The sequence below is a fragment of the Rhizobium sp. CRRU65 genome (assembly GCF_048551595.1).
Lineage (GTDB): Bacteria > Pseudomonadota > Alphaproteobacteria > Rhizobiales > Rhizobiaceae > Rhizobium > Rhizobium leguminosarum_J.
The window spans coordinates 69,852-85,061 of record NZ_JBLYZH010000027.1 but is presented as its reverse complement, the minus strand read 5'-3'; the positions used below and the strand labels follow the sequence as shown (position 1 = coordinate 85,061).

Sequence of the window (15,210 nt, the reverse complement as noted above, 5' to 3'; positions counted from 1 at the left end):
ATCTACCTTCTTATCGCTGGCGGAAAAGCTTCGCTTTCCCTGGCGATGGTAGCTCCTCGTTCGCAGAGCTCACCATAACCTGAAGGGTGAGCGGTCGATCGGGCCCGCCCGATAAAACAGTCCACTGGACTGTTTTAAGACCCGAACGGGACAAAGCCTCAAACCGAAACCAAATTCCATAAAAATATTACGCAAAAGCCCCGGACCGTAAAACGGCCGGGGCTTTGTTGTTTTTGCCGAATGGCGCTGCCGACCCAAGATTTGACGTTGGAACTGCTACAGCAAATTCGGCCACCTTCCGGCAACTTTCGTCAGAGCTTGCCCGTTCGATCCACGGCGCCTTTCTGGTCGGGATACTACTGCCAGATAGCATACCGCCTCCACATCGCACTTTACAACTATATAACATAGTTGCTACGTTGCTAACGATAGAGAGGCGGGCCCGCTGACTGGTTGTTTGGGCTGCCCTTAATGAAGGACGCTGCGACGATGCCTGGGACTTATGCTACTTTTTCCGACGATAGTTTTGCGGGCCGAACGGTCTTAATCACGGGCGCAGCGAGCGGGATGGGTCTTGAAACTGCAAGGGCCTTCGCCAGCAAGGGCGCGGAAGTCGTCATGGCCGATCGTGATGAGGCGGGGTTGAAGCGCTACGGTGCGGAGCTGCGCAATGACGGCACGGCTGTCCATACCGTGACGGTGGATGTCAGCAATCAGGAAAGCGTCGACAGGGCTTTCGATTATTGCGACGCCAATCTCGCGCGCCTTGACAACGTCGTGACATGTGCGGCGATCATCACAGCCAAGCGTATATTCGAGCAGGATCGGGCGCATTGGCATCGCGTGCTCGATGTCAATCTGCTCGGCAGCTTCTTCGTCGTGCAGGGCGCAGTCAAACGCATGCTCGACAACCCCGATGGCGGCAACATCGTCTGTATCGCCTCGGATGCGGGCGTGCATGGCGGCGGCGGGCTGATTGCCGATACCGCCTATGCGGCATCGAAAGCCGGGACCCTGTCGATGGTCAAGTCGGTGGCGCGCGAACTTGCGGGCAAGAAGATCCGCATCAACGCGCTGAACCCCGGGCCGACGGATTCCCCGATGCACTCCCATATCGACCAGTCGCTGAAGGACCGCATCGCCGGCAATTTGCCGATGCGGCGCATGGGGCGGCCGGAGGACATGGCGGCGGCAATCATGTTCCTGTGCTCGGAGGCAGCCAGCTTTACCTACGGTGCCGCGCTCGATGTCGATGGCGGATCGATGTTCCGCTAGACCGGGGAGGGGATACAGGCATGCAGCAGACAACCCGCCGTTACGCCTATTCGGCCGATATTCCCGAACTCGATGATGTCGATGTGCTCGTCATCGGGGGCGGACCATCGGGATTATCGGCCGCGGTCGCGGCGGCACGTCTTGGCGTGCGGGTACGCCTTGTGGAGCGCTACGGCTTCCTCGGCGGCAACCTCACGGCGGGCCTGGTCGGCCCCTGCATGACCTCCTATTCGCTCGATGGCAGCCAGCAATTGATCCGCGGCATCTACGAAGAATTCGTTCAGCGGATGATGGCGCTCGGCGGCGCGCTGCATCCGAGTACGATCCCGGCAGGCTCGGCCTATTGCGGCTTCATCGTCTACGGCCACGACAAGGTGACCCCTTTCCAGCCTGAAGCGGCGAAGGTCGCGGCGCAGCGCATGTGCGTCGAGGCGGGAGTGGAATTGTTGCTGCACACCATGGTCGTCGATGCGATCGTCGATGATCATGATGCGGACAATCCCCGGGTGCTCGGGGTTGTTTGCGCCGGCAAGGGCGGGCTGAGGAGCGTTCGTGCCAAGGTCGTCGTCGATTGCTCGGCCGACGGCGATGTCGCCCATTATGCCGGCGTCCATACCCGTCAGGGGCGGGAAAGCGACGGCCTTTCCCAGCCGCAGACATTGTTCTTCCGCGTGCAGAACGTCGACGACCAGATGGTGGAGGATTACATCCGCGCGCATCCGCAGGATTTTCGGCCTTTCGCCTCGATCGTCGCCAAGGCGACGGCAGAGGGCCGCTTTCCCGCGCCTCGCCGCGGCATCGGTCTCTACAAGACCATGGAACCGGGCGTCTGGCGCATCAATACCGGCCGCGTCTTGCGCCGCAATGGGGCTGACGCCCTTGAGCTCTCGCTTGCCGAGGTCGAAGGCCGGGAGCAGACCGTGGCGCTGCTCGATTTCTTCCGCGACAACCTGCCCGGCTTCGAGCAGGTGGAACTGCGGGACACGGCAACCCAGATCGGCGTGCGGGAAACCCGACGGATCGATGGCGCCTACGAACTGACGCTGCAAGATTTGCATTCCGGCCGCGCCTTCGAAGATGTCGTGGCGTTGTGCGGCTATCCGCTCGATATTCACGACCCCACAGGCTCGGGCGGTGGGACCGGTGGCGCGGGGCTCGATGCCGCCAATATCTACCAGATACCTTACCGCGTCATGCTGCCACGCGTTCATGAGGGCCTGCTGGTGTCCGGCCGCGCGGTCTCGGCGACGCATGAGGCGCTCAGCGCCATTCGCGTCATGCCGCCCTGTTTTGCGCTCGGTCAGGCGGCCGGTGTTGCCGCGGCACTTTCGGTCGGCAACAGGGCAAGCCCCCGGCATGTCGACTACGCGGATTTGCGCAGGGAACTTCTGGCCCAGGGCGCCTATCTTGGCTGACGGAAGGAGAAAGCGCGGAAGCTATATACCCGTGTTTTCTCAAGTCAGGCCTTCAGATGAAGGGTCACCAGCACGGTGCATTCGGCGCCATCTGCAAAGCGGGTTGCAACGCGCAGCCAATTGCCGAAGGCGTTGAGCCGGGCCACGGCAACGCCGTCCTGTTCGCCCGGCATGGCGAATTCCGTTCCTTCGCGAACCCAGTGCATGCCGTCAGGCGAGATCTCCACCCAGCCCTTGGGTACAGTGCCGACGGGAGGCTTCAATGCTCGAATAAAGAACACGGCTTCATGCGCCCAGCCGGCCTCATAGGGTTCGCTCGCGGCGTCACCGCTCCAGCGCTCATTGCGGGTTATCACCGCCGTGATGTTTTCGGGAAGCATCAAAAATCCCCTGAAATGCAGATGGAATCGACGTAGAGAAAGGCACGTTTTGCGACATCCGTCTCGGCGAACAGGCAGAAGTTCAGCATGCACCAGAGGTTTTTCATCGCCGGAATCCGGATCGACTCGAAGCCGGATACGTCGAAATTCCGGTCGTTGCATTGCAAGCCGGTCGCCTTCATGGAGGCGAGGTCGAAATCGAAGCGCATATAGCTCCAGTTCACCTTCGTCGGGATCTCGTTGTAGCAGAGCCGTTGTTCACCATCCGGCAAGTCCAGCCAGCCTTCGGGCGCCAGGTGATAATGGCTTACGGTCTTGTCTTCCCGGCCGATGGCTGTGAAGGACGTGGTCTCACGTTTGTACTGCCATTTCTGCAAGTGCTTGCCGTCGAGTGCATTGAGAAAGCGCAGATGTGGCATAACCCGCTCGCCGTCTCCGTCCCGATCGCCGCATTGCAGGTCGAACAGGAAGCCGATCGATCGCACATCGGTTTCCGATAGTTTCAGTTCCGTCGCCTCCGGCTTGAACGTGAAGAAAATCTCGAAGCGGATCGGCCCGCGCTTGCGGAAGGTATGACGCTTGATTGCAACGTTCTGCGCACCCGGTTTTGCCTTTGTGGCGATCTTTAGCGCATAGGACGAATCCATGCCGCCGTGGGATCCTGCATCCCAATGCCCGACAGTTGAGAGCATGGCGCTCGAGTGCTGGGCAAAGCCCGGCAGCATGACGTCGAGGCTGTCCTCGTAATTGCCGACCAACTGTGACCAGCCGCAATGCCCGCGCGAAAAATCGTCAAAGGACAGGATGCGCGGCAGAGGATCGAAACGGCTAAGCGCCGGATCTGCGCGAAGCATGGCGAGCCTCATGGCTTCCATTATGTCGGCTGTGGAAGAGGGGGCTGATGTCGTCATTATGGCGTTGACCTCACTGCATGCGGAGCCGGCTGACGGCGTCCCAATCGATTTCGATGCCGAGACCCGGCCGTGTCGGCACGTCGAGCCGGCCATTCTTCTGGCGTACGCAGCCAGGCGCCAGATCGGCCAGGTCGCGCTTGAAGGGGCTAAGATCGCATTCGCATTCCATCACCCGGAAATTCGGAAGGGCGGCCGCCAGATGCGCGCTGGCCGTCTCGCAGATAATGCCGGACATGCCGATATGCGGGGCGTAGCCCACATCGTGCAGGGCGGCATAGTCGGCCATACGCCGTGTTTCGGATATGCCGCCGGCACGCGCGACATCCGGCTGCAGAATTGAAAGGGTTCGGTTGGCGACGAGACGCTGCGCCTGATCGGCGGTAAAGTTGCTTTCTCCGGCTGCGAGCGGCACGTCGCAGCGTTTGCGAAGTTTTACGTAGCCTTGCTCGTTTTCCGGCGCCAGCGGCTCCTCGAACCAGAAGTAGCCGTTGGCCGAAAGCGCCTTGCCGACTTCGATCGCCTGGTCCAGATCATAGGCCCAGTTGGCATCGACACAGAGTTCGATATCGTCGCCGGCGCGCTTGCGCAGCCGTTCGATGCGCCGGCAGGCTTCCCTGACGGGATTGGCCATCTTGACTTTGATGCGCGGGAATCCCTCGCCGATATAGCGCTCCAGTTCCCGATCCGCCTCAGCATCGTCGACCCAGTTTACGGCGGCGGCATAGACCTCGATCGCTTCCCGGCCGATGCCGCCAAGCAGCTTGGCGATCGGCATGCCGGCGGCCTTGCCCATGATGTCCCACAGCGCAATATCGACGCCAGCGATCGCCTCGATCAGCATGCCGCCGGCGCGGCCTGACAGCGAGCGCCGCATGGATTGCCAGAGCGCGCCGATATTGCGTGCGTCCTGTCCGATCAGCCGTGGCTTTAACGAGGTTTCGATCAGTTCCGCATAAGCCTTGGGCGAAAACCGGGCCAAAACCTCCCCGACGCCGACGATGCCGGCATCGGTGCGCACCTCGACGAGAACCATCGAGACCTTGTGATAGGTGCCCCAGGACGTGACGGTCGGTTTGGGCAGCGTCTGGCTGAGCGGATGGGCGACGACATCTGAAATGAGGATCGCCTGTCCGGTCGAACGTTGCACAGAATCCATCGGCTCTTTCGTTCCCAATGTTTTGCTCGCTGCTCTTGGTTTTGCTCGCTGCTTTGGGGCGTGTCTGTTATTCCTAGCTAGATGTTGGCGACTTGGCAACTGATAAACCTAGTTGCTAAGTTGGAAACTGCATGTTAGCTTTGTGAATATGAGGACCGAGATGACTGAAATTCCCGAAAGGAAACCCGTTTTCACCGCCAAGCCGCCCAACCCTTCGCGGTTGGCGGATGGGGTGTCCGATGCGATTGCCGCCGCACTCTTTGATGGACGCATCTCGCCTGGCGAGCCGTTGCCGCCCGAAGGGGAGATCGCCAGGGAGTTCGGTGTCTCGAAGCCGATCGCCCGCGAGGCGCTTCGCCAGCTGACGGCAGCCGGGCTGATCTTCACCCAACAAGGCAAGGTGGCCCGCGCCAAGGCGCTGAGCGGCGACTCGATGGACAAAATCTACGGCTACGCGGTGCGTTCCAGTCTCAAGCGGCTGCGCGAAGCCAATGAAATGCGCCGCGTCGTCGAGACGGGAATTGCCCGGCTCGCTGCCGAACGTCGCGATCCGGAAGGTCTGGATATCATGCGGCAGGGCTTGGCGGGCATGCTGGCTTCCGTGCAGGAGCCTTCCGGCTTTACCGCCGCCGATATCCTGTTTCACCTTGGCCTTGCCGTGACGACGGGTAATTACATGATCCGCGTGCACATGGAGAGCATGCGTTCCGTGCAGCGCGAGGTGTCGGAATTGTTTTCACGTCGCGCCAATCGCAGCGACGCTGACTGGCGGGCAACGATTGACCGGCATCAGGCGATCTACGATGCAATTGCAGTTGGTGATGCCGATCTCGCCGAGCAAAAAATCCGGGAGCATTTCGAAGCTGCCGACATTGCCTCGCTCGAGGTGGCCGACAAGTTGAAAGATGCCGAGCGATGAGCGCCGCGCGCTTCTCACTGAAAGGCCGGCGCGTGCTGGTAACCGGTGGCAGTTCCGGCATCGGCCGGGCTGTTGCGCTTGGCCTTGCGGAGCATGGAGCGGAACTGATCCTGCATCATTTCGGCAATGAGACGGGTGCGCGTGAGGTGGCCCGGGCGACCGGCGGCACAGCGCCGGTACTGGAAGCAGACTTCACCGACGGGCGTGCGACGCGGGCCTTTGCCGATGAAGTGCTCAAAACATACGGCCCGATCGATATCCTCATTGCCAATGCCGCCATCGAACATCGGCGGCCCTGGCAGGAATTGGATGAGGCGCATGTCAACGCCCATGTGGCATCGAATTTCTCGGCGCTGCTGACGCTGACGGCAAAGCTGGTTCCACCGATGGCCGAGCGGGGCTGGGGCAGGGTCGTCGCCACAGGCAGTATCATGGCGGTGCGGCCGCGGGCGGAAACGGTTGTTTATGCGTCGCTCAAGGCGGCGCAGTTGACCGCGATCAGGTCGATTGCGCGCGAAACCGGCCATCGCGGCGTCACGCTGAATGTGGTTTCGCCGGGTGCGATCGAGATCGAAGCCAATGCCGCGCGCTACGGCGACCCGGCGTTCCGCAAAGCGGTAGCCGCCAAGATCCCTTTGGGCAGGCCGGGCCAGCCGCAGGACCTGGTTGGGGCGTTTGTTTTTTTGTGCAGCGATGCTGCCAGCTACATTACGGGTGCAAATATCCCGGTCGACGGAGGATGGTCGATCGGAGACGCGCCCGGGAACCTTCCGCACGCTGCCGGGTGAGCGGCCCGCGGCAAGGTTTTCGAGATCATGCGGCGGAACCATCCGCCGCAGCTTGCAGCCAAATTCCAGGCGAATGCCGTTTGCATTCAGTCGGTGAAGGCTGATTGCCGACGACCAAAAAGGGAGGAAACCATGAAGGCCGCATTAGCAGGTATCGCAGCATCCGCGTTGACATTGTGCATATCGACGTCTGCCGTCTTCGCGACGGATCTCCGCATGACGGTCTGGACCGGGAGCGAGGCGCATCTGAAGATGCTGAATGGCATTGCGGAGAGCTTCAAAGCCACACACCCCGATGTGAACGTGAAGTTCGAGACCGTGCCCGTCAGCGACTACACGCAGAAACTGACCTTCCAGATCGCCGGCGGCAATGCTCCCGACATAGCCTGGATGATGGAGGATGCCGCTCCGGCTTTCGAAAACGCCAATCTTCTGATGGATCTCGGCCCGACGCTCAAGGCGGCGGAAGGCTATGATTTCGACGATTTTTCGAAGCCGGCCATGGGCCTCTGGCAGAAGGATGAAACGGTCTACGGCATTCCGTTCTCCACCTCGCCTTTCATGATCTACTACAACAAGGACATGTTCGACAAAGCCGGGCTCGAAGATCCGCTGACGCTCGCCACCAAGGGCGAATGGAACATGGACAAGTTCCAGGAAGTCTCCAAGAAGCTCGCGGAAACCAATTCCGGCAAATGGGGCTTCGAGTTCAAGGATGGCGAAGGCTATGCCTCTCGCATGACCCATGCCCTTCTGCCGCCAATCCGCGCCTATGGTGGCGATATCTGGTCGAACAAGGAATGCGGCTTCGACAAGCCCGAAGCGGTCAAGGCGGTCAAGCAGCTGCATGACATGGTCTTCAAGGACAAGTCCATCGTTCCGCCGGGCGAACAGGGCGATTACTTTTCCGGCAATTCGGCGATGACGGTCAACCAGATTTCCCGCGCTTCGAAGATGGCGGAAGCCGGCTTCAAGTGGGGCATCGCACCGTTGCCCACCGGCCCAGGTGGTGAGTCACCCGTTATCGGCCAGGCCGGTCTTGTTGTGTTCGCCCAAGGCAAGAATACGGAAATCGCCGCGGAATTCGTGGCGCATATGACCAACAAGGAAAACGTCGCCACCATGGCGCAGTTCTTCCCGCCCGCCCGCAAGAGCGTTCTGCAGGCCGATGCATTCATCAACGGCAACAAGCTCGTGCCGCCCGAGATGATGAAGAATGTGGCTGCCGCCATAGAAAAGGGCCGGGTGGTTTCGGCTAACGAAAAAGCGCCACAGATCCTTGCCGCCATGGCGCCTCGCGTCGATGCCTTGTGGAAGCCGGATGCCGATGTCGATGCCGCCATCAAGGGCATCTGCGCGGCAATCCAACCGCTGCTTTGATCAGAACGAAGATGGCCGATACCGTTCATAACTCCATTCGAACCGGCCAAAAGACCTGGCTGACGTTGAAGATGAGAGAGATGATGGAGGCGTGGCTGTTTGTCAGCCCCACCCTCATCGGTTTCCTCATCTTCTTCCTCGGTCCGCTCTGCGCAGTGGTCTATTATTCAATGACCGAATGGAACCTGCTCAGCCAGCAGGCCACCTTCGTAGGCCTTGCCAATTTTCAGAATGCACTCTTCGAAAACCCTGACTTTTGGCTGGTGGTACGCAATTCGGTTATTTTCGCGATCGGTCTCGTGCCGCTCAACATGGCGCTCGCGCTCGCTTTGGCGCTCGCCCTTTCCCGGCCGTTCTTCGGGGTCGTGTTCTTTCGCACGGTGTTTTTCGCTCCCGTCATCACCTCGGCCATCGCCTGGGCGATCGTCTGGAAATTTCTGCTGCAGGGAGAAGGCGGTTTCATCAACCAGGTACTGGCGCTGGTCGGGATCACCGGCCCAAACTGGCTGCGTGAACCGAGCTGGGCGATGGCAGCGGTCATCATCACCCGCGTCATCAAAATGGTCGGCCTCAACATGATCCTCTATATTGCGGCGCTGCAGGCAATCCCGCGGGACTATGAAGAGGCAGCGCGTCTGGAGGGCGCCTCACGCCGGCAGATTTTCAGCATGATCACCTGGCCGTTGCTGGCGCCGACCACGCTGGTCATCATGGTCATCACGACGATCGGCTCTTTCAAGGTCTTCGATCACATATACCAGATGACCGGTGGCGGCCCGGAAAACGGCACATTGGTGCTTGCCTTCTACATCTACCAGCAGGGCTTCAAGTTCTTCAATGTCGGCTATGCCTCGGCGCTCGCGATGATCATGTTCGTGATGATCATGGCGCTGACCCTGGTGCAGGTGATGCTGCGGAGAAAGGGATCGGAGTGACCCAGCGCCAAATCCAGATCCTCTACCGCGCCTGCTGGACGATCGCACTCTTGATCGCCGCCATTCCTTTTGTTTTCCCATTCGTTTGGATGGTATCTGCCGGCTTCAAGAGCGTGACCGAGATATTCGGTGCACCGACGCTTATTCCGCGCGTTTGGCGCTGGCAGAATTTCGTCGAAGTGTTCACCTACCAGCCGTTCGCGCGGCAGTATTTCAACTCGCTTTACATCGCGATCGTGGTGACGGCGCTCACCCTCATCATCTCGTCTCTGGCCGGTTATGCGCTGGCGCGCATGCGGTTTGCCGGTGCCGGGCTGCTTATGCTTTTTCTAATCTCGGCGCTCATGGTGCCGGAGGAAGTGACGATCATTCCGAACTTCTTCCTCATGCGCTGGTTTGGTTTGGTGGATACTCACTGGCCGCTGATCCTGCTGCCCACCTTCGGCCCTCATGGGGTGATGGCAACGTTTCTGATGCGCCAGTATTTCCTGGCCCTGCCCAAGGAGTTGGAAGAAGCCGGCAAGATGGACGGCCTCTCACGCTTCGGCGTCTGGTGGAAGATAGCGCTGCCGATGGCGCGTCCGGCCCTGGCTGCGGTTTCCATCATCACCTTTCTGTTCTCATGGAACCTGTTCCTGGAGCCGCTGATCTTTCTGAGCTCGCTCGACATGTTCACGCTGCCTTTGGCCTTGTCGAACTTCAACGACAGCTACGGCTTGCCGCTGTGGAACCTGCAGCTTGCCGCTACAAGTCTTGCAGTGGTGCCGATCCTGATCGTCTATCTGATCGCCCAGCGGCAGATCATCGAAAGTTTTGCGCTATCAGGCGTGAAGGGATGAGGAATTTTCGTTCATGAGCAGTGTATCGCTTAAAGGCATCGAAAAACGCTTCGGCGCCGTCGAGGTCATCCGCGGCGTCGATCTCAGGATCGATCCGGGCGAGTTCGTCGTATTCGTCGGTCCGTCGGGTTGCGGCAAGTCCACCTTGCTGCGGCTGATTTCGGGGCTGGAATATCTCAGCGGCGGTGAGCTTGCGATTGGCGGCCGGGTGGTCAACGAAGTGCCGGCTTCGAAACGCGGTGTTGCCATGGTCTTCCAATCCTATGCCCTCTATCCGCACCTGACCGTCCGGGACAATATGGGTTTCGGGCTGAAGGTCCGCAAAGTTCCGGCACAGGAGCGTCAGAAGCGCGTCGATGAAGCAAGCGCCACGCTGAAGCTCGAAGCATTGCTCGATCGCTACCCCCGCGAGCTTTCCGGCGGTCAGCGGCAACGCGTCGCGATCGGCCGGGCCATCGTCGGAAATCCCGATGTCTTCCTGTTCGACGAACCGCTGTCGAACCTCGATGCAGAATTGCGCGTGCACATGCGCTCTGAAATCGCCGCGCTGCACAAGCGGCTCTCCACGACGATGATCTATGTAACGCACGACCAGATCGAAGCGATGACGCTCGCCGACAAGATCGTCGTTCTGCGCGACGGCCGCGTCGAGCAGGTCGGCTCCCCCCGGGACCTATACGAGCGGCCGGCAAATACCTTCGTGGCGCAGTTCATCGGAAGCCCAAAAATGAATCTGCTGCCTGCAGATATCGCGCCTTTGCTGACAGGCGCAACGGCAATGGATGCCGCCGCCGAGACCATCGGGATAAGGCCGGAGCATCTGACGGTCGTGGAACCTCGAGACGGGACGCTACGCGGAACCGTCGGGCTTTGTGAATATACCGGGGCAGTAACGCTGCTCCACGTCAAGCTGCCGGACGGGCACGATTGCCTCGTCCTGCACGACGGTCATGACACGAAGGCGGGAATCCAAATAGGGCTCACCGCCGATGTCTCGAAGGTGCACTTTTTCAAGGGCAACGGGCAGACAATAAAGCAGACCGAACGAGGTCGGACTGCTTGAACGTACGGCCGCTCTTGGCGCGCACGAGCCGCGGAAATCTCTTAAGAGCCGGGTTCGTCTACTCGCCCTGTCGTAAGTTGCGAAGTCGGTCGAAAAGGACGGCGAGCACGATTGCGCCACCGATAAAGCAACCTTGCCAGAACGCGTTGATGCCGAGCAAACCAAGACTGTTACGGATGACCTCGATGAGTGCGGCGCCGACCAAGGCTCCAAAGGCGGTGCCGACGCCGCCCGCCAGATTGGCGCCGCCGATAACCGCGGCGGCAATGACCTGAAGTTCCATCCCGGCGCCGATGTTTGTGGTGACGGCGCCGAGCCAGCCGGTCTGAATGATGCCGGCAACCCCCGCCGACAGGGCAGAAATCATATAGACGATGACCTTGATCCTCGGCACGGGAACGCCTGTCAGTGTCGCGGCGTGCTCATTGCCGCCGATCGCAAAGACATAGCGGCCGAACTTGGTCCAGCGCAGCACGAAACCGGTAATGAGTGCCAGCACGACCATGTAAAGCACTGGATTGGCGATGCCAAAAACCCAGGCGCCGCCACCCAGCGCCAATAGTTTGTCGTGATCAGGTCCGAATTCAAAAACCACAGTGTTGTTGGATGCAACCATCGCAAGGCTGCGCGCAATCGACAACATGCCGAGCGTGACGACGAAAGGGGGGAAGCCGAGATAGGCAATCAAGACGCCGTTGAAAGCGCCGACCAAAAGAGCCGTACCGATCGAGGCGGCGATGCCGACTTCAATACTGTATCCCGCATGCATGACGACCGCCAGCACCATGCTGCACAGGCAAAGTACGGAGCCGACGGACAAATCGATGCCGCCGGTGATGATGACCAGCGTCATGCCCAGCGCGATAATTGCGACGAAGGTGACGTTGCGGGTGATGTTGTAGATGTTCTTCGCCGTCGCAAAGGAGTCCGTTGCCATCGACAGAAAAATGCAGGCTAGAATGACTGCAATCAGCACCCAGAATGTCTGGCCGCTCATGATCCTTGCAAGCCAGCTCCGTTGCTTCTGTCCGATCGTTTGGTCAAGTGTAATCGCCATCGTCGACCTTCTTCCTTCCTGTTGCAACGGATAGCATCGATCACACCTGTTCGATGGCGCCGGTGATCAGTCCCGTTACTTCCTCCGGCGAACTTGCCGCAATCTGCTTGTCGGCTACTTTTCTGCCTCGCCGCATCACGATCACACGGTCGGCGACCGAAAAGACGTCGGGCATGCGGTGGCTGATCAGGACAACGACAATGCCCCGGTCCCGCAATTGGCGGATCAGATTCAGAACCTCAGCGACCTGGCGCACGGAAATGGCTGCGGTCGGCTCGTCCATCAATACGATTTTTGCTTCCGACAGCATCGTGCGGCCGATCGCGACCGCTTGCCGCTGGCCACCTGACATTTGCTTGACGAGATCGCGCGCCCGCGTCTCGGATTTGAGCTCGCGAAATATCTCGCCGGCGCGCTTGTACATGGCCTTGTGGTCGAGGATGCGAAGAGGCCATACGCCGCGGCGCAATTCTCGTCCCAGGAACACGTTCGCTGCCGCCGTCAGATTGTTGCAGAGCGCCAAGTCCTGGTGAACGATCTCGATGCCATGCTGGCGCGCTTCCTTCGGCCGATGAAGCACGAGATCGGCGCCGTCGAGCCGCATGGTTCCATGGCTCGGCCGGAAGTTGCCGGCGATCATCTTCACCAGTGTGGACTTGCCAGCCCCGTTGTCGCCCATGAGGCCGACAACCTGCCCCGCTTCGAGTGAAAACGAAACATCGTTGACTGCCTGGATGGCACCGAAATGTTTGGAAATATTGCTGAGCTCAAGAACCGCCACCAGCCTCCTCGCCTCCCAAAACCTGCGGGCTATCCATCACACCAAACCCTGCTTGTCTTCGAGGCAAGGCTCCGGCGAGTTCTCTTTTCCAGTATCCTCCCAGGAAAAGCGATCGGGAGCATTTACGCAAAACCCTGCGACAGCGTCAACTCATTGTCCCGGCTATTGACCTTATTGTCGCAAAAATCTGTTTTGTCAGACAAATATCATTTGACGAAGGTGGCGCCCGGATATTAGCTATCAATGGGGGAGAAAGAGCATGCTGATCCTTGTGACCGGTGCGACGGGCAAGGTCGGGCGGCGCTTCATTGCTGGGCTGCTTGACGATCCGAGATTTTCCAAAGCCCGTATTCGTGCGCTTTGTCATAATCGTTTGTACGAGGCGACCGACCGTGTCGAGGTCTTCCAAGGCTCGATCGCCGATCGCGATGTCGTGGCAAAGGCGCTGGATGACGTTACCCATGTCGTGCATCTCGCCACATGCAAGGAAACGCCTGAAGACATCATGGATGTCACGGTCAAAGGTCTCTTTTGGCTGCTCGAGGAGTTCCGTGCGAGCGTCACGGCACGCCAGTTCATCCTGATCGGTGGTGATGCGGGTGTGGGACATTTCCACTATCGCCACGACGGCCCGATCACCGAGAACGCCCGCCATTGTGCCTATCCGGGAAGCTATGCGCTGTCCAAAGTCCTGGAAGAGGTGATGCTGGAGCAGTTTGGCATTCAGTATGGCCTCAATGGCTGTTGTCTACGCGCACCCTGGATCATGGAAAAGGACGATTTCAAGTATTCGCTGTCTTTTGGAGACGACGTCTTTGGCGGCCCGGACTGGAAGACGCTCGTTCCTGAAGACGCGGCAGGACGCTATGCGGCGATGGGTACGGTGCCGCTGCTCTTGGATGCCGACGGACGTGCACTGAAACGCAATTTCGTCCATGTCGACGACCTTGTGTCGGCAATATTGGCAGCGATCGACAACCCCCTGGCGGAGCGGCAGCTCTTTAATATCTGCATGGATCGACCCGTCGACTATGCTGAAGTCGCCGCCTATCTCTTGCGCACGCGCAATCTCGGCTCTGTCGACATACCGAGCCGCTTCCATTCGAATTGGATGGACAACAGCAAGGCCAAATACCTGCTGGATTGGCAGCCAAACTACGATCTCGAAATGCTTATCGACTCGGCCTGGCAATACGAGCGTTCGAAGGAGGAGCCTCGCATCGTCTGGTATCCGGGTTGATTTCGTGTGGCGGGCACGCGGTGTCCGTCTGTTTCAAGGGAGGAAACTATGAGGAAGGCATTACTACTTACAGCCGCAGTTTTAGCACTGACCGCCGGGCAGGCCTTGGCCAAGAAGCAACTCGTCATCGTCGTCAAAGGCCTCGACAATCCGTTCTTCGAAGCAATCAATCAAGGTTGCCAGAAATGGAACAAGGAGAACCCCACGGCGGAATACGAATGCTTCTACACCGGTCCGGCATCGACATCCGATGAAGCCGGCGAAGCGCAGATCGTTCAGGATATGTTGGGCAAGGCGGACACGGCTGCAATCGCAATCTCGCCGTCAAATGCAAAGCTGATCGCCCAGACCCTGAAGACGGCCAATCCGACGGTTCCGGTGATGACGCTCGATGCCGATCTCGCCGCCGAGGATGCAGCGTTGCGCAAGACCTATCTCGGCACCGACAACTATCTGATGGGCGCCCGCATCGGCGAATACATCAAGAAGGGCAAGCCGAAGGGCGGCAAGATCTGCACCATCGAAGGCAATCCGGGAGCGGACAATATTCTACGCCGCGCACAAGGAATGCGCGACACGCTTACTGGCCAGAAAGGCTTGACCGAGCTGAAAGGCGAGGGTGGCTGGACCGAGGTCGCCGGTTGCCCGGTGTTCACCAATGACGACGGTGCCAAGGGCGTTCAGGCAATGACCGATATCCTCGCGGCCAATCCCGACTTGGACGCATTCGGCATTATGGGTGGCTGGCCATTGTTCGGTGCACCGCAACCCTATCGCGACCTGTTCAAGCCGCTGGCCGACAAGATCGCCAGCAACGATTTCGTCATTGGTGCCGCCGATACGATCGGCGACGAGGTCGCCATTGCGAAGGAAGGGCTGGTGACAGCGCTCGTCGGCCAGCGGCCATTCGAGATGGGCTACAAGGCACCGTCGGTGATGATGGATCTGATTGCCGGCAAGCCGGTTGAAGATCCGGTCTTCACCGGGCTCGATGAGTGCACGAAGGATACAGTCGATACCTGCATTCAAAAGTAGGTTTCACGGTTTGGCGCACCCGGTTCAAGGGTG

At 59.6% G+C, this 15,210-nt stretch carries 15 protein-coding genes; 10 read left to right on the top strand and 5 right to left on the bottom strand.

Features of this window, described 5'->3' with window-relative positions:
• Positions 1 to 471 precede the first annotated feature (471 nt).
• Together ACM5SV_RS34900 and ACM5SV_RS34895 are read left to right on the top strand one after the other, a co-directional pair.
• On the top strand, positions 472 to 1,275 hold the full coding sequence (locus ACM5SV_RS34900) for an SDR family NAD(P)-dependent oxidoreductase (RefSeq protein WP_221967266.1): 804 nt from the start codon (positions 472 to 474) through the stop codon (positions 1,273 to 1,275).
• Between the two features lie 20 nt (positions 1,276 to 1,295).
• On the top strand, positions 1,296 to 2,690 hold the full coding sequence (locus tag ACM5SV_RS34895; protein ID WP_221967267.1) for an FAD-dependent oxidoreductase: 1,395 nt from the start codon (positions 1,296 to 1,298) through the stop codon (positions 2,688 to 2,690).
• Between the two features lie 44 nt (positions 2,691 to 2,734).
• Here ACM5SV_RS34895 and ACM5SV_RS34890 read toward each other — a convergent pair whose 3' ends face one another.
• From ACM5SV_RS34890 to ACM5SV_RS34880, 3 genes are read right to left on the bottom strand one after another with little or no spacing between them, the layout of a single operon-like run.
• Complete coding sequence (locus tag ACM5SV_RS34890) at positions 2,735 to 3,070, bottom strand: hypothetical protein (protein ID WP_012758794.1); 336 nt, start codon at positions 3,068 to 3,070, stop codon at positions 2,735 to 2,737.
• On the bottom strand, positions 3,070 to 3,936 hold the full coding sequence (locus tag ACM5SV_RS34885; RefSeq protein WP_222015819.1) for a DUF6772 family protein: 867 nt from the start codon (positions 3,934 to 3,936) through the stop codon (positions 3,070 to 3,072). The genes ACM5SV_RS34890 and ACM5SV_RS34885 overlap by 1 nt, the downstream gene beginning before the upstream one ends.
• Positions 3,937 to 3,994: 58 nt before the next feature.
• Complete coding sequence (locus ACM5SV_RS34880) at positions 3,995 to 5,140, bottom strand: mandelate racemase/muconate lactonizing enzyme family protein (protein WP_221967268.1); 1,146 nt, start codon at positions 5,138 to 5,140, stop codon at positions 3,995 to 3,997.
• Positions 5,141 to 5,300: 160 nt separating this feature from the next.
• On the opposite strand from ACM5SV_RS34880, the gene ACM5SV_RS34875 reads away from it, so the two are divergent.
• From ACM5SV_RS34875 to ACM5SV_RS34850, 6 genes are all read left to right on the top strand, one after another.
• Entirely contained in the window at positions 5,301 to 6,059 is a 759-nt protein-coding gene (locus tag ACM5SV_RS34875) for a FadR/GntR family transcriptional regulator (RefSeq protein ID WP_012758791.1), read from the top strand.
• Positions 6,056 to 6,847, top strand: a complete 792-nt coding sequence (locus ACM5SV_RS34870) for an SDR family NAD(P)-dependent oxidoreductase (protein WP_221967269.1) — start codon at positions 6,056 to 6,058, stop codon at positions 6,845 to 6,847. Before ACM5SV_RS34875 ends, ACM5SV_RS34870 begins: the two co-directional genes overlap by 4 nt.
• Before the next feature lie 132 nt (positions 6,848 to 6,979).
• Entirely contained in the window at positions 6,980 to 8,227 is a 1,248-nt protein-coding gene (locus tag ACM5SV_RS34865) for an ABC transporter substrate-binding protein (RefSeq protein WP_221967270.1), read from the top strand.
• 11 nt (positions 8,228 to 8,238) lie between these two features.
• Entirely contained in the window at positions 8,239 to 9,162 is a 924-nt protein-coding gene (locus ACM5SV_RS34860) for a carbohydrate ABC transporter permease (protein WP_221967271.1), read from the top strand.
• Complete coding sequence (locus ACM5SV_RS34855; RefSeq protein WP_012758787.1) at positions 9,159 to 10,001, top strand: carbohydrate ABC transporter permease; 843 nt, start codon at positions 9,159 to 9,161, stop codon at positions 9,999 to 10,001. The genes ACM5SV_RS34860 and ACM5SV_RS34855 overlap by 4 nt, the downstream gene beginning before the upstream one ends.
• A 13-nt stretch (positions 10,002 to 10,014) precedes the next feature.
• The gene (locus tag ACM5SV_RS34850; RefSeq protein WP_012758786.1) at positions 10,015 to 11,064 is read left to right on the top strand and encodes an ABC transporter ATP-binding protein; all 1,050 of its coding nucleotides are present in this window, start codon (positions 10,015 to 10,017) and stop codon (positions 11,062 to 11,064) included.
• Between the two features lie 58 nt (positions 11,065 to 11,122).
• Here ACM5SV_RS34850 and ACM5SV_RS34845 read toward each other — a convergent pair whose 3' ends face one another.
• Both ACM5SV_RS34845 and ACM5SV_RS34840 read right to left on the bottom strand, forming a co-directional pair.
• Positions 11,123 to 12,121 (bottom strand): ABC transporter permease, encoded by a 999-nt coding sequence (locus ACM5SV_RS34845; RefSeq protein WP_222015820.1) that lies wholly within the window; start codon positions 12,119 to 12,121, stop codon positions 11,123 to 11,125.
• 40 nt (positions 12,122 to 12,161) lie between these two features.
• Positions 12,162 to 12,902 carry an ATP-binding cassette domain-containing protein gene (locus tag ACM5SV_RS34840; protein WP_012758785.1) on the bottom strand — a complete coding sequence of 247 codons (741 nt, stop codon included), beginning with the start codon at positions 12,900 to 12,902 and terminating at the stop codon, positions 12,162 to 12,164.
• Positions 12,903 to 13,161: 259 nt separating this feature from the next.
• Here ACM5SV_RS34840 and ACM5SV_RS34835 point away from each other — a divergent pair, with 259 nt between their 5' ends.
• Both ACM5SV_RS34835 and ACM5SV_RS34830 read left to right on the top strand, forming a co-directional pair.
• The gene (locus ACM5SV_RS34835; RefSeq protein WP_012758784.1) at positions 13,162 to 14,142 is read left to right on the top strand and encodes an NAD-dependent epimerase/dehydratase family protein; all 981 of its coding nucleotides are present in this window, start codon (positions 13,162 to 13,164) and stop codon (positions 14,140 to 14,142) included.
• Between the two features lie 48 nt (positions 14,143 to 14,190).
• The gene (locus tag ACM5SV_RS34830; protein WP_012758783.1) at positions 14,191 to 15,177 is read left to right on the top strand and encodes a substrate-binding domain-containing protein; all 987 of its coding nucleotides are present in this window, start codon (positions 14,191 to 14,193) and stop codon (positions 15,175 to 15,177) included.
• The last annotated feature ends 33 nt before the right edge of the window (positions 15,178 to 15,210 follow it).